At 69.2% G+C, this 16914-nt stretch carries 17 protein-coding genes; 13 read left to right on the top strand and 4 right to left on the bottom strand.

Annotated features, from left to right (window positions below):
- Window positions 1-32: 32 nt before the first annotated feature.
- From QTI33_RS14610 to QTI33_RS14590, 5 genes are read left to right on the top strand one after another with little or no spacing between them, the layout of a single operon-like run.
- Window positions 33-797, top strand: a complete 765-nt coding sequence (locus tag QTI33_RS14610; protein ID WP_286506765.1) for an SDR family NAD(P)-dependent oxidoreductase — start codon at window positions 33-35, stop codon at window positions 795-797.
- Window positions 794-1681, top strand: a complete 888-nt coding sequence (locus QTI33_RS14605; protein WP_286506764.1) for a beta-keto acid cleavage family enzyme — start codon at window positions 794-796, stop codon at window positions 1679-1681. The genes QTI33_RS14610 and QTI33_RS14605 overlap by 4 nt, the downstream gene beginning before the upstream one ends.
- Window positions 1678-2676 carry a quinone oxidoreductase family protein gene (locus QTI33_RS14600; protein ID WP_286506763.1) on the top strand — a complete coding sequence of 333 codons (999 nt, stop codon included), beginning with the start codon at window positions 1678-1680 and terminating at the stop codon, window positions 2674-2676. Before QTI33_RS14605 ends, QTI33_RS14600 begins: the two co-directional genes overlap by 4 nt.
- Before the next feature lie 12 nt (window positions 2677-2688).
- Entirely contained in the window at window positions 2689-3045 is a 357-nt protein-coding gene (locus tag QTI33_RS14595; RefSeq protein ID WP_286506762.1) for a cupin domain-containing protein, read from the top strand.
- A gap of 56 nt (window positions 3046-3101) precedes the next feature.
- A complete protein-coding gene (locus QTI33_RS14590) occupies window positions 3102-4082 on the top strand; it encodes a tripartite tricarboxylate transporter substrate binding protein (RefSeq protein WP_286506760.1) in 981 nt (326 codons plus the stop codon).
- 169 nt (window positions 4083-4251) lie between these two features.
- Here QTI33_RS14590 and QTI33_RS14585 read toward each other — a convergent pair whose 3' ends face one another.
- Genes QTI33_RS14585 through QTI33_RS14575 form a run of 3 tightly spaced genes read right to left on the bottom strand, consistent with a single transcriptional unit; the run spans window position 4252 to window position 6601 of the window.
- The gene (locus QTI33_RS14585) at window positions 4252-5103 is read right to left on the bottom strand and encodes a fumarylacetoacetate hydrolase family protein (protein ID WP_286506759.1); all 852 of its coding nucleotides are present in this window, start codon (window positions 5101-5103) and stop codon (window positions 4252-4254) included.
- A gap of 20 nt (window positions 5104-5123) precedes the next feature.
- Window positions 5124-5870 carry an SDR family NAD(P)-dependent oxidoreductase gene (locus QTI33_RS14580; RefSeq protein WP_286506758.1) on the bottom strand — a complete coding sequence of 249 codons (747 nt, stop codon included), beginning with the start codon at window positions 5868-5870 and terminating at the stop codon, window positions 5124-5126.
- On the bottom strand, window positions 5867-6601 hold the full coding sequence (locus tag QTI33_RS14575; protein ID WP_286506757.1) for an SDR family oxidoreductase: 735 nt from the start codon (window positions 6599-6601) through the stop codon (window positions 5867-5869). Before QTI33_RS14575 ends, QTI33_RS14580 begins: the two co-directional genes overlap by 4 nt.
- 162 nt (window positions 6602-6763) lie before the next feature.
- Here QTI33_RS14575 and QTI33_RS14570 point away from each other — a divergent pair, with 162 nt between their 5' ends.
- From QTI33_RS14570 to QTI33_RS14535, 8 genes are all read left to right on the top strand, one after another.
- Window positions 6764-7471, top strand: a complete 708-nt coding sequence (locus tag QTI33_RS14570; protein ID WP_286506756.1) for a FadR/GntR family transcriptional regulator — start codon at window positions 6764-6766, stop codon at window positions 7469-7471.
- Between the two features lie 51 nt (window positions 7472-7522).
- Complete coding sequence (locus QTI33_RS14565; RefSeq protein WP_286506755.1) at window positions 7523-8518, top strand: sialic acid TRAP transporter substrate-binding protein SiaP; 996 nt, start codon at window positions 7523-7525, stop codon at window positions 8516-8518.
- Between the two features lie 7 nt (window positions 8519-8525).
- A complete protein-coding gene (locus QTI33_RS14560; protein ID WP_286506754.1) occupies window positions 8526-9083 on the top strand; it encodes a TRAP transporter small permease in 558 nt (185 codons plus the stop codon).
- Window positions 9084-9097: 14 nt separating this feature from the next.
- Complete coding sequence (locus tag QTI33_RS14555; protein WP_286506753.1) at window positions 9098-10492, top strand: TRAP transporter large permease; 1395 nt, start codon at window positions 9098-9100, stop codon at window positions 10490-10492.
- 94 nt (window positions 10493-10586) lie between these two features.
- Window positions 10587-12113, top strand: a complete 1527-nt coding sequence (locus QTI33_RS14550) for a UxaA family hydrolase (protein WP_286506751.1) — start codon at window positions 10587-10589, stop codon at window positions 12111-12113.
- A 2-nt stretch (window positions 12114-12115) separates the two neighbouring features.
- On the top strand, window positions 12116-13057 hold the full coding sequence (locus tag QTI33_RS14545; RefSeq protein WP_286506750.1) for an SMP-30/gluconolactonase/LRE family protein: 942 nt from the start codon (window positions 12116-12118) through the stop codon (window positions 13055-13057).
- A 4-nt stretch (window positions 13058-13061) separates the two neighbouring features.
- Entirely contained in the window at window positions 13062-14120 is a 1059-nt protein-coding gene (locus QTI33_RS14540) for a malate/lactate/ureidoglycolate dehydrogenase (RefSeq protein WP_286506749.1), read from the top strand.
- A 95-nt stretch (window positions 14121-14215) separates the two neighbouring features.
- The gene (locus tag QTI33_RS14535; RefSeq protein ID WP_286506748.1) at window positions 14216-14620 is read left to right on the top strand and encodes a DUF2501 domain-containing protein; all 405 of its coding nucleotides are present in this window, start codon (window positions 14216-14218) and stop codon (window positions 14618-14620) included.
- Window positions 14621-14636: 16 nt separating this feature from the next.
- Here QTI33_RS14535 and katG read toward each other — a convergent pair whose 3' ends face one another.
- A complete protein-coding gene (gene katG / locus QTI33_RS14530; protein WP_286506747.1) occupies window positions 14637-16880 on the bottom strand; it encodes a catalase/peroxidase HPI in 2244 nt (747 codons plus the stop codon).
- Between the last annotated feature and the right edge of the window lie 34 nt (window positions 16881-16914).

Here is a 16914-nt window from a genome sequence, read left to right as displayed (position 1 = left end):
CGAACGACCGAATCTTTCAACCTTGGAATCCCATGAGCTTTGAACCCACTTCCCGACTCGACGGCAAGGTCGCCGTCATCACCGGCGGCCTCGGCGCCATCGGCTACGCGAGCGCACGCCGGCTCGCCGCGCTCGGCGCCAGCTGCGTGCTGCTGCACCGCAAGGGCGATGACGCCGACGCCCGCGCCGCGGCCTTGCCGCAGGCCGAGGGCCAGCGCCATTCGGCGCTGCGCGCCGACATCGTCGACACGCCCAGCCTGCAGCGCGCCGCCGCCGCCGTGCAGGCGGGCTACGGCCGCTGCGACATCCTGGTCAACAGCGCCGGCCACACCCAGCCGGTGCCTGCCACCGACCTCGATGCCCTGACCGACGAGCTGATCGACGACCTGCTGCGCGCCAACTTCCGCGGCGTGTTCGCCACCATCCGGGCCTTCGCGCCGATGCTCAAGGCCAGCGGCGATGGCCTGGTGGTCAACGTCTCGTCGATCGCCGGCTTCACCGGGGTCGGCAGCAACCTGGCCTATGTCGCGGCCAAGGCCGGGCTCGACGTCGTCGGCGATGCGCTGGCCAAGGCCCTGGCACCGGCGGTGCGCGTGGTCTCGGTCTCGCCGGGCGCGGTCGACTCCGGCTTCGTGCCCGGCCGCGGCGGCGAATTCGCCGCCCGCATGGCCGCCACCACGCCGCTCGGACGCATCGGCCTGCCCGAAGACGTCGCCGCCACCGTCGAGGCCCTGGCGACCACGCTGCGCTTCGTGACCGGCACCCGCATCGTGGTCGATGGAGGGCGCCACCTGTGAACGCCAAGACGCTGATCACCTGCGCCGTCACGGGCAACCTCGTGAAGCCCGAGCAGACGCCGCACCTGCCGATCACGCCGGCGCAGATCGCCGACGAATGCCTGGCCGCGGCCGAGGCCGGCGCCGGCCAGGTGCACATCCACGTGCGCGATCCCGAGACCGGCAAGCCCTCGATGCAGGTCGAGCTCTACCGCGACGTGGTCGACCGCATCCGACGCCAGAACCGCGAACTCATCATCAACCTCACCACCGGTCCCGGCGGCCGCTTCGTCCCGAGCGAGGACGACCCGAAGGTCGCCGCGCCGGGCAGCACGCTGCTGCCGCCCGAGAAACGGGTCGAGCACATCGCGCTGATCAAGCCCGACGTCTGCTCGCTGGACCTCAACACGATGAACTCCGGCCCCGACGTGGTCATGAACACGCCGAAGAACGTGCGCCGCATGGCGCGCGTGATCCGCGAAGCGGGCGTCAAGCCCGAGCTCGAGATCTTCGACTCGGGCGACATCCACCTGGCGCTCGACCTGATCGCCGACGGCACGCTCGAAGGGCCCGCGATGTGGACCTTCGTCCTCGGCGTGAAGTACGGCTTCGCGCCGACGCCCGAGACCCTGCTCTATGCCCGCAACATGCTGCCGCGCGGCGCCTTCTGGAGCGCCTTCGGCATCGGCCGGATGGAGTTCCCGATCGTGGCGCAGGCCTGGCTCATGGGCGGCCACGTGCGGGTCGGCATGGAAGACAACATCTACCTCGGCAAGGGCGTGCTGGCCGAAAGCAACGCGCAGCTGGTCGCCAAGGCCCGGGACATCATCGAGAGCCTGGGCGGCGAGGTGGCTTCGGCGCGCGAGGCGCGCGCCGCGCTGGGACTGGAAGGAGGCCGCGCATGAACGCCGTGACCGTGAACGACAGCGCCCGCGCCTTGCGCCTGGCCCAGAAGGCGGCCGACCTCGGCGCCCTGCAGCTCGATGCCGCCGCCCAGCCCGAGCCGGTCGCCAAGCCCGGCTTCGCGGTGGTGCGGGTCGGCGCCGCGGCGGTCAATCCGAGCGACGTCAAGGCGGCGCTCGGGCTGATGCCGCAGGCCGCATGGCCGCGCACCCCGGGACGCGACTTCGCCGGCGTGGTGGTCGACGGCCCCAGCGAATGGATCGGCCGCGAGGTCTATGGCTCCGGCGGCGACATCGGCATCACCCGCGACGGCTCGCATGCCCGTTTCCTGGTGCTGCCGGTGGCGGCCCTGCGCGACCGTCCGCGCAGCATCTCGATGGACGAATCGGGCGCGGTCGGCGTGCCCTTCGTCACCGCCTACGAGGGCTTCCGGCGCAGCGGCATGCCGCAGCAGGGGCAGACGGTGCTGGTGCTGGGCGCCAACGGCAAGGTCGGCCAGGCGGCGGTGCAGCTGGCGGCCCAGGGCGGCGCCCGCGTGATCGCGGTGCAACGCAGGGCGGGGCCCTTCGAGGGCTTCGCCTGCGCCGCGGTCGAGACGCTCGATGCCACGCAGGGCGACATCGCGGCGCGGGTGCGCGAGCTCACCGGCGGACGCGGCGTCGACATCGCCTACAACACCGTGGGCAGCGCCTACTTCGACGCGGCCAACAAGGCGATGGGCAAGGGGGCGACGCAGATCCTGATCTCGACCCAGGACCGCGCGGTGTCCTTCGACATCTTCGCCTTCTACCGCGGCATGCACACCTATGTCGGCATCGACTCGCTGGCGATGGACTGCGTGGCCGCGACCGGCCAGCTCGACGCCATGCGCGAAGGCTTCGAGCGCGGCACGCTGAAACCCTTTCCGGTGGCCCGCGCCTTCACGCTCGACCAGGCCGCGGAGGCCTACCGGCTGGTGCTGTCGGGCAGCACCGACCGCGTCGTGCTGCGGCCCTGAGGAGACGCCGCCATGCACCTGACCCGATTCGAGCAGGCGCCGGCCTACGAGGCGCCCAACCATTTCGACATGCGCTGCCTGCGGCTGCAGGGCAAAGAGGCCGGGCCCTCGACCCAGATGTGGATGGGCATGAGCCAGATCCTGCCGGGCGGCCACACCACGCTCGATGGCTCGCCCATCGAGAAGCTCTACCTGGTGCTCGAGGGGCGCCTGACCGTGGTCAGCGAACTCGACGGCCGCCAGGAAGAGCACGAGCTCGGCCCCTGGGACAGCTGCCGCTTCGCGCCGGGCGAGAAGCGCCAGCTGCTGAACCGCAGCCCGCGGCCGGTGCTGGTCGCGCTGGTCATGGCCAACGCGGCGCCCGGCTGAGCGCCCTCGCATTTCTCGTCGTTCCCCACACGCATCATTCCAACGGAGACCCACCCATGACGACATCCTTCTTCGGCCGGCGCCAGCTGCTGGCGGCCGCCATCGCCCTGTGCGCCTTCCCGGCCGTCCAGGCGCAGGGCGACTGGCCGCGCGGCCAGACGATCCGGATGGTGGTGCCCTTCACGGCCGGCAGCGGCACCGACATCGTGGCCCGGCTGGTGGCCGAGCGGCTGGGGCCGGCGCTCGGCACCAGCGTCATCATCGACAACAAGCCGGGCGCCGGCGGCACGCTGGGCGCGGCGCAGGTCGCCAAGGCGGCGCCCGACGGCTACACGCTGCTGGTGCATTCGGCGGGGCACTTGGTGAATCCGTCGATCTACCCGGGCCTCAGCTACGACACGCTGAAGGACTTCGCCGGCGTCACGCCGCTGGCCAGCCTGCCCAACGTGCTGGTCGCCCCGCCCGGTCGCTTCGCCGACGTGAAGGACCTGGTGGCGCAGGCCAAGGCCAAGCCCGCGGGCTTCAACTACGCCTCGGCGGGCAACGGCTCGGCGACCCACATGAACGCCGAGGTGTTCCGGCTCGCGGCCGGCCTGCAGGCCCAGCACGTGCCCTTCCGCGGCACGCCCGAAGCCATGACCGAGGTGATGGGCGGGCGGGTCGACTGGTTCTTCGCGCCGATGGTCTCGGCGCTGCCGCTGATCAAGGACGGGCGGCTGAAGGCGCTGGCGGTCGGAACGGGCAAGCGCTCGTCCGTGATGCCGCAGGTGCCCACCACGGTCGAGGCCGGCGTGCCCGGCTCGGAGTACCTGTTCTGGGTCGGCCTGTTCGCGCCGGCGAAGACGCCGCGGCCGGTGGTCGACCGGCTGCAGGCCGAGGTGGCGAAGATCATGGCGGCGCCCGACCTCAAGGAGCGGCTCGACAAGCTCGGCGCCGAGCCCTTCACGATGCCGTCGGCGGACTTCGACCGCTTCCTGGCCGACCAGACCGCCAAGGCCCAGCAGGTGGTCAAGGCGGCCGGGATCAAGGTGGACTGAGCCACCTTCCGTCGATCTCAGTGAACCACCACGCGATCGCCCGACTCTCGATGCATGAAACTGGCGTTGCCAAGTGCCAGGGATACCGCGGAACCGGCTTTGCCGGGCCGCTGGTATCGCCCCCCTTGAGGGGGGAGGCGCCGCAGGCGCTTCGGGGGGTGTTTCCGTTTCAGAGTTTGAACGGCACCACTTCCTGGCGCTGTTCACCGAGGCCCTCGATGCCGAGGGTCATCACGTCGCCCTTCTTCAGGAATACCGGCTGCGGCTTCTTGCCCATGCCGACGCCCGGCGGCGTGCCGGTGGTGATGATGTCGCCGGGCTCCAGCGTGTTGAGCTGGCTCACGTAGCTCACCAGCCTGGCGACGTTGAAGATCATGGTCTTCGTGTTGCCGGTCTGCATGCGCTCGCCGTTGAGGTCGAGCCACATCGCGAGCTTCTGCGGGTTGGCGATCTCGTCGCGCGTGACCAGCCAGGGGCCGATCGGGCCGAAGGTGTCGAAGCCCTTGCCCTTGTCCCAGGTCAGGCCGCGCTCGAGCTGCCATTCGCGCTCGCTGACGTCGTTGATGACGCAGAAGCCGGCCACGTAATCGAGCGCATTCTTCTGCGAGACATAGCGCGCGCGGGTGCCGATCACCACGCCGAGCTCGACCTCCCAGTCGCCCTTGACCGAGCCCTTGGGCAGCATGACGGGATCGTTCGGCCCCTGGATGCAGCTGATGGCCTTGGTGAACACCACCGGCTCCTTGGGGATCGGCATGCCCGACTCGGCCGCGTGGTCGGCGTAGTTGAGGCCGATGGCGATGAACTTGCCGACCTGGGCCACCGGGCAGCCATAGCGCGGCTTGCCCTTGACCAGCGGCAGCTTGTCGACCTTGAGCTTGCGCAGCTTGGCCAGCGCGGCGTCGCCGAGCTGGTCGGGGCCGATGTCGCCGACCACCGCGCTCAGGTCGCGCAGCTTGCCTTCGGCATCGATGAGGCCGGGCTTCTCCTTGCCGGGGTTGCCATAGCGAACGAGTTTCATGAAGGTCCTTTGTTGTTGAATCAATAGGTGGAGCGACCGCCCGAAAGATCGAAGGTCGCGCCGGTGGAAAAAGAGCAATCCTCGGTGCACAGCCAGGCCACCATCGCGGCCACCTCCTCCACCGTGCCGAAGCGCCCCATCGGGATCTTCGACAGCATGAAGGCGATGTGGTCGGGCGTCATCTGGTCGAAGATCGCGGTCTTGACCGCCGCCGGGGTGACGCAGTTGACGCGGATGCCAGTATCGGCGAGTTCCTTGCCGAGCGACTTGGTGAGCGCGATCACGCCGGCCTTGCTCGCGCTGTAGGCACTGGCGTTGGGGTTGCCGTCCTTGCCCGCGACCGAGGCGATGTTGACGATCCGGCCCCAGCCCTGCGAACGCATCTGGCCGACCACCTCGCGGCAGCAGATGAAGAGGCCGGTCAGGTTGACCTCCATGACCTGGCGCCAGGCATCGACCGGGTAGTCCCACAGCCGCGTGTTGGGCCCGGTGATGCCGGCGCTGTTGACCAGCGCATCGATGCGCCCGGCCTGCGCCAGCGTCGCCGCCACGGCCTTGGCCACCGAAGGCTGCTGCGTGACATCGACCGTCAGCGCATAGGCCTTGGCGCCGAGCGCCCAGGCGGCCTTGGTCGCGGCCTCGCCGTCGCGGTCCCACACCGTGACGCTGCCGCCCGAGGCCAGCAGCCGCCGGGCGATGCCCAAGCCCAGGCCGGTGGCGCCGCCGGTGACGACCGCGTGGCGGCCGTTGAAGTCGAGCTGGTTCATATCATGATGCCGCCGTCGACCGTGAAGGCCTGGCCGGTCGCGAAGACCGATTCGTCGCTGGCCAGGAACACCACCACCGGCGCGATCTCCTCGGCCCGCGCGAGCCGGCCCATCGGCTGGCGCGCGATGAAGGCCTTGCGTGCTTCTTCGGGGTCGGCATTGGCGTTGATGCGGTCGCCGAGCGACGGCGTGTCGACCGTGCCAGGGCAGACCGCATTGCAGCGGATCCCCTTGGTGACGTAGTCGGCGGCCACGCTCTTGGTGAGGCCGAGCACCGCCGCCTTGGTGGTGCCGTAGACGAAGCGGTTCGGCAGGCCCTTCATGCTGGAGCAGACGCTCGCCATGTTGATGATGCTGCCGCGGCCGGCCGCGAGCATGCCAGGCAGCACCGCCTGGATGGTCCAGAACTGGGCCCGCACATTGAGGCCGAAGGCGAACTCGAGGTCGGCGTCGGCGGCATCGAGCACGCTGCCGTTGTGGACCACGCCGGCACAGTTGAAGAGCACGTCGAGCGCCGGCAGCGTCTTGACCAGCGCGCCGATGGCGGCCTTGTCGAGCACGTCGAGCTTCGCGGTCCTGACGTTGGCGACGCCGTCGAAGCGCTCGAGCAGTTTCTCGTTGACGTCGGTGGCCCAAACCGTCGCGCCCTCGGCCGCGAGTGCGAGCACGCTCGCATGGCCGATGCCCTGTCCGGCCGCGGTGACGAGCGCGGTCTTGCCCTGAAGTCTCATGGGATGTCCTCTCGAAGCTGATGGCGATGGTGATGCCGCGAAGGCCGCAGCGCATTCAGGGTTTCGCCCGATGGCCCGGCTCCGGTGCGGCTCGTATTCTGAATTGGCCTTACCACTTGTCCAATTCAGGACAACCCTTAACCCCCTCCCCGCATCCTGCACGTGCCGCTGCAAACCGTCGAGCCCCAACGCCTCTATCGGCAGATCGCCGACCAGCTGCGCGCGCTGATCGCCCAGGGCGAGTTCGCGGTCGGCGCCCGGCTGCCGGCCGAGCGCGACCTGGCCCGGCAACTCGGCGTCAGCCGGCCTTCGGTGCGCGAGGCGCTGATCGCGCTCGAAGTCGAGGGCTGGGTCGAGGTGCGCACCGGCTCGGGCGTGTACGTGCTCGACCGCTCGCACCGGGCGGCGGCGCCGGTGGCGGCGGCCGAATGGGGCCCGCTCGAACTGATCCGCGCCCGCCGCGTGGTCGAGGGCGAGACCGCGGCCCTGGCGGCCGCGCTGGGCCGGCGGCGCGACGTCGACGCCCTGAGCCGGGCCATCGAGAGCATGCGCGAGATGGCCGACCGCCACATGATGCCGCTCGCGGGCGACCGGGCCTTCCACCTGGCGATCGTCGAAGCCTGCGGCAACGCGGTGCTGTCGGAGACCGTGCAGGGCTACTGGGATTCGCGCAACGGACCGATATTCACGCGGCTCGGCGGCTACTTCGAGACCGTGAAGTCGTGGCGCAGCGCGATCGCCGAGCACGAGGCCATCCGCGACGCGATCGCCGCGCGCGACCCCGACGCCGCCCGCGCGGCGATGCATGCGCACATGGACAAGTCCCACCAGAGATTCAGCGCGAGTTGGCGGCGCGCGAAGGCCTCCTGATCCCAGCCAAGTCAGTCCGCTTTTCTTCCCAACCACCACGGAGACAAATCGATGACCAGCAAACGCCTCGCCCTCAAGACCTTTGCCGCCTGCGCCCTCGCGGCCGGCGCGCTCGGCGCCTTCGGCCTCGCGCAGGCCCAGACCAAGCTCAAGTGGGCCCATGTCTACGAGACCTCCGAACCCTTCCACAAGTACTCGCTGTGGGCCGCCGACGAGATCAAGAAGCGCACCAACGGCAAGTACGAGATCCAGGTCTTCCCGGCCTCCAGCCTGGGCAAGGAATCGGACATCAACCAGGGCCTGACCCTGGGCACGGTCGACATCATCCTGACCGGCGCGAGCTTCGCGGGCAACACCTACAAGCCGCTGGCCGTGACCTACTTCCCGTTCATCTTCCGCGATTCCGAGCACCTCCTGAAGTACGCCCAGAGCGACGTCTTCAAGGAACTCGCCAAGGGCTACGACGACAAGAGCGGCAACCACATCACGGCGCTCAACTACTACGGCGCGCGCCACGTCACCTCGGCCGCCGCCCGGCCGGTGACCAAGCCCGAGGACATGAAGGGCCTGAAGATCCGGGTGCCCGACGCACCGGCCTACCTGGCTTTCCCCAAGTCGCTGGGCGCCAACGCGACGCCGATCGCCTTCGCCGAGGTCTACCTGGCGCTGCAGAACGGCACGGTCGACGCCCAGGAGAACCCGCTGCCGACCATTGAGGCCAAGAAGTTCTTCGAAGTGCAGAAGAACATCTCGCTGACCGGCCACATCATCGACTCGCTGCTGACCGTGGTCTCGGGCCAGACCTGGGAGAAGCTGTCGCCGGACGAGAAGAAGATCTTCGCTGAAGTGATGCAGGAGGCGGCCGAGAAGACCGGCCGCGAGATCATCGCCTCCGAGGCCCGCCTGGCCGACGAGTTCAAGAAGAAGGGCAACAACGTGATCGTGGTCGACAAGGCCGCGTTCCGCGAGGCCGTGCTCAAGAACACCAAGCCGACCGACCAGGGCTACCGCCAGCAGGACTACGACCGCATCCTCGCGATCAAGTGAGGCCGCCATGACCGAGCAGAAGATCATCGACGACGAGGGCCACTTCCACGCGGAAGACGAAGTGGTCGACCTTTCGGACACCATCGCCGAGGGCTGGATCGCGCTGGCGCTGTTCTGGCTGCTCGGCCTCACGGTGTTCTACCAGTTCGTCACGCGCTACGTGCTGAACGATTCCGCGGCCTGGACCGAGGAGGTGGCGCGCTACATGCTGATCGGCGTGGTCTTCATCGGGGCGGCGATCGGGGTCTCGAAGAACAACCAGATCCAGGTCGACTTCTTCTACCGCCACATGCCGGCCGCGATGGGACGCTGGATGTCGAAGGCGGTCGACCTGGTGCGCATCGCCTTCTTTGTCGGCGCCGTCGTGATGACGGTGCAGATGATGATCAAGATCGGCAGCCGCACGCGCATGACCATCGTCGACCTGCCGATGAACATCGTCTACGGCGTCTGCCTGTTCGGCTTCGCCGCGATGGCCTGGCGCTCGGTGCAGACCGCGCGCATCCACTGGCGGCGCGGCTACAGCGTGCTCGAACGCCCCGAATCCACCCTGTCCGACCACTGAGGCCACCGTCCAACATGCTCAAGATCTTCTTCCTGGTCTTCATGGCCGGCGGCATCCCGGTGGCGATCGCGATGGCGGGCGCCTCGCTGGCCTACATCCTGATGTCGGGCGGCCTGCCGCCCTTCGTCGTGATCCACCGGATGGTGAGCGGCATCGACAGCTTCCCGCTGCTGGCCGTGCCCTTCTTCATCCTGGCCGGCAACCTCATGAACAACGCCGGCATCACGACCCGCATCTACAACTTCGCGCTGGCGCTGGTCGGCTGGCTCAAGGGCGGGCTGGGCCACGTCAACGTGCTCGGCTCGGTGATCTTCGCCGGCATGAGCGGCACCGCGATCGCCGATGCCGCCGGCCTCGGCACGATCGAGATCAAGGCCATGCAGGAGCATGGCTACGAGACCGAGTTCGCAGTCGGCGTCACGGCCGCCTCGGCCACGCTCGGGCCGATCATCCCGCCCAGCCTGCCCTTCGTGATCTACGGGATGATGGCCAACGTCTCGGTCGGCGCGCTGTTCCTCGCCGGCATCCTGCCCGGCGCCATGATGGCGATCCTGATGATGCTCACGGTGGCCTACTACGCCCACAAGAACAAATGGGGCGGCGACGTCAAGTTCTCGAGCACGCGCCTGTTCAAGGCCTTGAGCGAGCTGGCGGTGGTGATCGGCTGGCCGCTGCTGATGTGGCTGTTGATCAGCCAGCTGGGCACGCCGCCGCAGCTGACGGTCTTCGGCGGGCTGGCGGCGCTGTTCGTGCTCGACCGCATCTTCCGCTTCGAGGCCCTGCTGCCGATCATGACGCCGGTGCTGCTGATCGGCGGCATGACCACCGGCCTGTTCACGCCCACCGAGGGCGCGATCGCGGCCTGCGTCTGGGCCATGATCCTCGGCTTCGCCTGGTACCGCACGCTGAGCTGGAAGATGTTCGTCAAGGTCTGCCTCGACACCATCGAGACCACTTCGACCGTGCTGTTCATCGTCGCCGCGGCGTCGATCTTCGGCTGGATGCTGACCGCGACCGGCGTCACGGCCGAGATCGCCAGCTGGGTGCTGGGCTTCACCGACCAGGCCTGGGTCTTCCTGCTGCTGGCCAACCTGCTGATGCTGTTCGTCGGCTGCTTCCTGGAGCCGACCGCGGCCATCACGATCCTGGTGCCGATCCTGCTGCCGATCGCGACCCACCTGGGGGTCGATCCGATCCACTTCGGCCTGGTGATGGTGCTCAACCTCATGATCGGGCTGCTGCACCCGCCGATGGGGATGGTGCTGTTCGTGCTCGCGCGGGTCGCGGGCCTGAGCTTCGAGCGCACCACCATGGCGATCCTGCCCTGGCTGGTGCCGCTGCTGGTGAGCCTGGCGATCATCACCTACATGCCGTCCCTGGTACTGTGGCTGCCGAAAATGTTCTTCTGAGACCTTGCGGGACAGACCCACAAACCACGCAGCGGTTTTTGCTCTGTCCCCAACTGACCAGACCCAGTGCCGCACAAGACAAAGGACCCCCACGATGAACCCCTTCATTCGACTCCATCCCGCCGACGATGTCGTGATCGCGCGCGGCCAGCTGGTCGGCGGCACGCCGGTCGAGGGCGTGACGGCGCGCGGCCTGATCCCGCCCGGCCACAAGGTCGCGGTGCGCGCCATCGCGCAAGGCGAACCGGTGCGCCGCTACAACCAGATCATCGGCTTCGCGAGCCGGCCGATCGCGCCCGGCGAGCACGTGCATACGCACAACCTCGACATGGGCCCCGACAAGGGCCACTTCGAGCGCGACTACGCCTTCGGCGCCGACGTGAAGGCGCCGCCGCCGAAGCGCGAAGCCACCTTCATGGGCATCCGGCGCTCCGACGGCCGCGTCGCCACGCGCAACTACATCGGCGTGCTGACCAGCGTCAACTGCTCGGCCACGGCGGCGCGCGCCATCGCCGACCACTTCTCGCGCAAGACCAACCCGGCGGCGCTGGCGGACTGTCCGAACGTGGACGGCGTGGTCGCGCTCACGCACGGCACCGGCTGCGGCATGGACACCGGCGGCATGGGGATGCAGCTGCTCGAACGCACGCTCACCGGCTACGCCACGCACCCCAACTTCGCCGCCGTGCTGGTGGTCGGGCTGGGCTGCGAGGCCAACCAGATCAATGCCTGGCTGGCCACCGGCCACCTGAGCGAAGGCGAGAACTTCCGCGTCTTCAACATCCAGGACACCGGCGGCACGCGCAAGACGGTGGAGAAAGGCGTGGCGCTGATCAACGAGATGCTGCCGCGGGCCAACGCCGTGCAGCGCGAGCCGCTGAGCGCGGCGCACATCACGATCGGGCTGCAGTGCGGCGGCTCCGACGGCTACTCGGGCATCAGCGCCAACCCGGCGCTGGGCGCCGCGGTCGACCTGCTGGTGGCGCACGGCGGCACCGCGATCCTGTCCGAGACGCCGGAGGTCTACGGCGCCGAGCACCTGCTGACCCGCCGCGCCGTGCGGCGCGAGGTCGGCGAGAAGCTGGTCGAGCGGATCCGCTGGTGGGAGCACTACACCGCCATCAACGAGGGCGAGATGAACAACAACCCCTCGCCCGGCAACAAGGCCGGCGGGCTCACGACGATCCTCGAGAAGTCGCTCGGCGCGGTGGCCAAGGGCGGCACCAGCAACCTGGAGGCGGTCTACGAGTACGCCGAGCCCGTGACCGCGCACGGCTTCGTCTACATGGACACGCCGGGCTACGACCCGGTCAGCGCCACCGGCCAGGTGGCGGGCGGCGCCAACATCATCTGCTTCACCACCGGCCGCGGCTCGGCCTACGGCTGCGCGCCTTCGCCGTCGCTCAAGCTGGCGACCAATTCCGCGCTGTGGCAGCGGCAGGAGGAAGACATGGACATCAACTGCGGCGAGATCGTCGAAGGCACGGTGTCGATCCAGGAGATGGGCCAGCGCATCTTCGAGCTGGTGCTGGCGACCGCCTCGGGCGAACCCTCCAAGAGCGAGCGCCATGGCTACGGACAGAACGAGTTCGTGCCCTGGCAGGTCGGGGCGGTGATGTAGCCATGTCGCACTTCACCCAACCGTCGTTCGGCACGCTGGATGGCTGCGCCATCGAGAGATTCGACGCCCGCTTCAACCGCCTGGTGCCCGGTCCCGAGAAGGTCGAGCGGCTCTGGACCGGCGCCCGCTGGTGCGAGGGGCCGGCCTGGTTCGGCGCCCACCGCACGCTGGTGTGGTCCGACATCCCGAACAACCGCATGATGCGCTTCGACGAGCGCAACGGCGGCGTGGCCGTCTTCCGCGAACCGTCCAACAATTCCAACGGCAACACGGTCGACCGCCAGGGCCGGCTGGTCAGCTGCGAGCACCTGACGCGGCGCGTGACACGCACCGAGCATGACGGCAGCCTCACGGTGCTGGCCTCGCACTGGCAAGGCAAGCGCCTGAATTCGCCGAACGACGTGGTGGTGCACTCCGATGGCGGCATCTGGTTCACCGACCCGAGCTACGGCATCCTGAGCGACTACGAAGGGCTGCGCGCCGACAGCGAGATCGGCGCCTGCCACGTCTACCGCATCGACCCGGCCAGTGGCGCGGTCGACCTCGTGGCCGACGACTTCGTCAAGCCCAACGGACTGGCCTTCTCGCCCGACGAATCGATGCTCTACGTCGCCGACACCGGCGCCAGCCATGCGGACGACGGGCCGCGCCACATCCGCCGCTTCGCGGTCGCGAGCGATGGCCGGCGCCTGGGCGCCGGCCGCCTGTTCGCGGACTGCACGCAGGGCCTGTTCGACGGCTTCCGGCTCGACACCGAAGGCCGCATCTGGACCAGCGCCGCCGACGGCGTGCATGCCCTGCACCCCGACGGCAGCCTGATCGGCAAGATCCTGCTGCCCGAGCGCGTGGCCAATGTCTGCTTCGGCGGGCCCAAGCGCAACCGGCTTTTCATCTGCGCCACGAGTTCGCTCTACGCCATCACCCTCAACGCCAAGGGAGTCTGAACACATGTCGAAAACACTGGACCCGGGCAACCTGCGAACCCAGGTCGCCCGCATCCTGGCCGCCGCCGGCAGCAGCCCGGCCGAGGCCGAGCAGGTCGCCGCCAACCTGGTGCTGGCCAATCTCAGCGGCCACGATTCGCACGGCGTCGGCATGCTGCCGCGCTATGTCGACGCCGTCGCCGAAGGCGGCCTGGTGCCCAATGCCGCGGTCAAGGTCATTCTCGACACCGGCGCCCTGCTCTCGCTCGACGGCCAGCACGGCTACGGCCAGATCGTCGGCGTGCAGGCCATGGAGCTCGGCATCGCGCGAGCCAGGCAGCATGGCAGCTGCATCGTGTCGCTGGCCAGCGCGCACCACCTGGGGCGCATCGGCCATTTCGCCGAGATGGCGGTGGCCCAGGGGCTGGTGGCGATGCACTTCGTCAACGTGCTGTCGCGGCCGGTGGTCGCGCCCTGGGGCGGCGGCGACGGCCGCTTCGGCACCAACCCCTGCTGCATCGGCGTGCCGCTGGCCGGGGCCGAGCCCTTCATCCTCGACTTCGCGACCAGCCGGGTGGCGCAGGGCAAGATGCGGGTGGCCTACAACAAGGGCGAGCGGGTGCCGCCGGGCCACCTGATCGACGAGCACGGAGCACCGACCGACGACCCGGGCGTGGTGGTGGTGCCGCAGAGCAACGGCCTGTTCGGCGCCCTGATGACCTTCGGCGAGCACAAGGGCTATGGCATGGCGGTGGCCTGCGAGCTGCTCGGCGGCGCACTGACCGGCAGCGGCACCTGGCACCGGCCGGCCGACACCGCGCGCACCGTGCTCAACGGCATGCTGGTGGTGCTGATCGACCCGGTGAAGCTCGGCACCCAGGCCAGCTTCGAGCAGGAGGCCACGGCCTTCGTCGACTGGCTGCGCCAGAGCCCGCCGGGCGCCGGCTTCGAGGCCGTGCAGGTCGCCGGCGAGCCCGAGCGCAAGGCCCGTGCCGCGCGCGAGCGCGAGGGCATCTGGCTCGACGATGCGACCTGGGGCGAGATCGTGGAGGCGGGGCGCAAGGTCGGCGTCGCCGTGGCCTGAGCCGGCCCGGCCACCAACTGTTTCAATCTCGTCGTCGCCGGGCCTCGGGCATGGGCTATGGTTTCCCCAACCATTCCCAGTTCAAGGAGCAGTCCATGCATACCGCCCGTCAACGCTTCATGCGCGTCAGCGCCATCGCCCTGCTGCTGGGCAGCGCCGGCTTCGCCCAGGCCCAGTCGCTCGACATGCTCAAGGGCCTGGCCGGCGGCGGCGGCGGCATGGCCTCGGGCAGCCTCGGCAACGCCGCCGGCGTGATCGAGTACTGCCTCAAGAACAACTACCTGAGCGCCGACAACGCCACCACGGCCGTGAAGGACCAGCTGATGGGCAAGATCCCGGGCGGCAAGCCGGCGTCCGACCCCAACTACGTGGAGGGCGCGCAGGGCATCCTGACCGGCACCGACGGCAAGAAGATGGACCTGACCGGCGGCGGCCTGAAGCAGGAAGTCACGCGCAAGGCCTGTGACTTCGTGCTCAAGCAGGCCAAGCAAATGCTATAGGCTCCCCGGCGGCAGCCTAGACGTCGTAGCGGTCCAGGTTCATCACCTTGGTCCAGGCCGCGACGAAGTCGTCGACGAACTTCTGCTTCGAGTCCGCGCTGGCGTAGATCTCGGACAGGGCGCGCAACTGCGCGTTCGAGCCGAAGACCAGATCGACGCGGGACCCGGTCCACTTGAGTTCGCCCGTCTTGCGGTCGCGGCCCTGGAAGGCGCTGCCGGCCGTGTCCGCGTTCCACTCCGTGCCCATGTCGAGCAGGTTGACGAAGAAGTCGTTGCTCAAGGTGCCCGGCTTGTCGGTGAAGACGCCGTCGCGGGCCTGGCCGGCGTTGCCGACCAGCACCCGCAGGCCGCCGACCAGCACCGTCATCTCGGGCGCCGTCAAGGTCAGCAGCTGGGCCTTGTCGATCAGCAGCGCCTCCGCCGGCACGCCCAGCCCGGCCTTCACGTAGTTGCGGAAGCCATCGGCCACCGGCTCCAGCGGCGCGAAAGAGGCCGCGTCGGTCTGCGCCTGCAGGGCGTCCGTTCGGCCCGGCGTGAAGGGCACCCGGACCTCGCGGCCGCCGTCGCGCGCCGCCTGTTCCACGCCGGCACCGCCGGCCAGCACGATCAGGTCGGCCAGCGAGATCTTCTTGCCGCCGCTTTGCGCCCCGTTGAACTCGGTGCGGACGCCTTCGAGCACCTGCAGCACCTTGGCCAGTTGCTCCGGCTGGTTGACGGCCCAGTCCTTTTGCGGCGCCAGGCGAATCCGGGCGCCGTTGGCGCCGCCGCGCTTGTCGGAGCCGCGGAAGGTGGAGGCCGACGCCCAGGCCGTCGAGACCAGCTGCGCCGGGGTCAGCCCCGAAGCCAGCACCTTCTTGGCCAGCGCCGCGACGTCCTGCGCGTCGACCAGCGGATGGTCGACCGGGGGGACCGGGTCCTGCCAGATCAGTTCTTCGGTCGGCACCTCCGGCCCCAGGTAGCGGGCGCGCGGCCCCATGTCGCGGTGGGTGAGCTTGAACCAGGCGCGGGCGAAGGCATCGGCGAACTGGTCGGGGTGCTCCATGAAGCGGCGCGAGATCTTCTCGTAGGCCGGGTCGAAGCGCAGCGACAGGTCGGTGGTCAGCATGGTGGGGACCAGCTTCTTCGACGGGTCGTGGGCGTGCGGAATGGTCGCGCCGGCGCCCTTGGCCACCCACTGCTGCGCCCCGGCCGGGCTCTTGGTCAGCTCGTATTCGTAGCCGAACAGGTTCCAGAAGAAGTTGTTGCTCCACTTGGTCGGCGTGGTGGTCCAGGTGACTTCCAGGCCGCTGGTGATCGTGTCGCCGGCGCGGCCGGTGCCGAAGCTGTTGGCCCAGCCGAGGCCCTGGGCCTCGAGGCCGGCGGCCTCGGGCTCGGACGCGACGTGGGACGCCGGGCCGGCGCCGTGCGTCTTGCCGAAGGTGTGGCCGCCGGCGATCAGAGCCACCGTCTCCTCGTCGTCCATCGCCATCCGCCCGAAGGTGTCGCGGATGTCGTAGGCCGCGGCGACCGGATCGGGCTTGCCATCCGGGCCTTCGGGATTGACGTAGATCAGGCCCATCTGCACGGCGCCGAGCGGGTTCTCCAGATGGCGCGAGTGCGGCACCTGGCTGTCGTCGTCCTTCACGAGCACGCCGTGCGCTTCTTCGACCCCGGGCGAACCCTGCGCATAGCGGACATCACCGCCGAGCCATTTGGTCTCGCGACCCCAGTACACGTCATGGTCCGGCTCCCACACGTCGGCGCGGCCGCCGCCGAAGCCGAAGGTCTTGAAGCCCATGGTTTCCAGCGCGACGTTGCCGGCGAGGATCATCAGGTCGGCCCAGGAGATCTTCTTGCCGTACTTCTGCTTGACCGGCCAGAGCAGGCGGCGCGCCTTGTCGAGGCTGACGTTGTCCGGCCAGCTGTTGAGCGGCGCGAAGCGCTGCTGGCCGCGGCCGGCGCCGCCCCGTCCGTCGCCGATGCGATAGGTGCCCGCGCTGTGCCAGGCCATGCGGATGAACAGCGGCCCGTAGTGGCCGAAGTCTGCCGGCCACCAGTCCTGCGAATCGGTCATCAGGTCGGCCAGGTCCTTCTTCAGCGCCGCCAGGTCGAGGCTCTTGAACTCGGCAGCGTAGTCGAAGCCTTCGCCCATCGGGTCGGACTTCGACGAATGCTGGTGGAGCAGGTCCAGCCGCAACTGCTGGGGCCACCAGTCGCGGTTCGTGGTACCGCCTGCGGCCGGGCTGAAAGGGCACTTGGCTTCGGTCTTTTCGCTGCTCATGGGGTTCTCCTACGTTCGTTCTACGATGGGGTCG

The sequence above is a fragment of the Variovorax davisae genome (genome assembly GCF_030316845.1).
Lineage (GTDB): Bacteria > Pseudomonadota > Gammaproteobacteria > Burkholderiales > Burkholderiaceae_C > Variovorax > Variovorax davisae.
This window is presented reverse-complemented; position numbering and strand designations above follow the sequence as displayed.

Bases quoted from the DNA above. Each gene is read 5' to 3' on its own strand.
- QTI33_RS14600 (WP_286506763.1), top strand. From the start codon at position 1,678: ATGAACGCCGTGACCGTGAACGACAGCGCCCGCGCCTTGCGCCTGGCC.
- QTI33_RS14595 (WP_286506762.1), top strand. From the start codon at position 2,689: ATGCACCTGACCCGATTCGAGCAGGCGCCGGCCTACGAGGCGCCCAAC.
- QTI33_RS14585 (WP_286506759.1), bottom strand. From the start codon at position 5,103: ATGAAACTCGTTCGCTATGGCAACCCCGGCAAGGAGAAGCCCGGCCTC.
- QTI33_RS14610 (WP_286506765.1), top strand. From the start codon at position 33: ATGAGCTTTGAACCCACTTCCCGACTCGACGGCAAGGTCGCCGTCATC.
- QTI33_RS14580 (WP_286506758.1), bottom strand. From the start codon at position 5,870: ATGAACCAGCTCGACTTCAACGGCCGCCACGCGGTCGTCACCGGCGGC.
- QTI33_RS14545 (WP_286506750.1), top strand. From the start codon at position 12,116: ATGTCGCACTTCACCCAACCGTCGTTCGGCACGCTGGATGGCTGCGCC.
- QTI33_RS14560 (WP_286506754.1), top strand. From the start codon at position 8,526: ATGACCGAGCAGAAGATCATCGACGACGAGGGCCACTTCCACGCGGAA.
- QTI33_RS14590 (WP_286506760.1), top strand. From the start codon at position 3,102: ATGACGACATCCTTCTTCGGCCGGCGCCAGCTGCTGGCGGCCGCCATC.
- QTI33_RS14565 (WP_286506755.1), top strand. From the start codon at position 7,523: ATGACCAGCAAACGCCTCGCCCTCAAGACCTTTGCCGCCTGCGCCCTC.
- QTI33_RS14540 (WP_286506749.1), top strand. From the start codon at position 13,062: ATGTCGAAAACACTGGACCCGGGCAACCTGCGAACCCAGGTCGCCCGC.
- QTI33_RS14575 (WP_286506757.1), bottom strand. From the start codon at position 6,601: ATGAGACTTCAGGGCAAGACCGCGCTCGTCACCGCGGCCGGACAGGGC.
- QTI33_RS14550 (WP_286506751.1), top strand. From the start codon at position 10,587: ATGAACCCCTTCATTCGACTCCATCCCGCCGACGATGTCGTGATCGCG.
- QTI33_RS14555 (WP_286506753.1), top strand. From the start codon at position 9,098: ATGCTCAAGATCTTCTTCCTGGTCTTCATGGCCGGCGGCATCCCGGTG.
- QTI33_RS14535 (WP_286506748.1), top strand. From the start codon at position 14,216: ATGCATACCGCCCGTCAACGCTTCATGCGCGTCAGCGCCATCGCCCTG.
- katG (WP_286506747.1), bottom strand. From the start codon at position 16,880: ATGAGCAGCGAAAAGACCGAAGCCAAGTGCCCTTTCAGCCCGGCCGCA.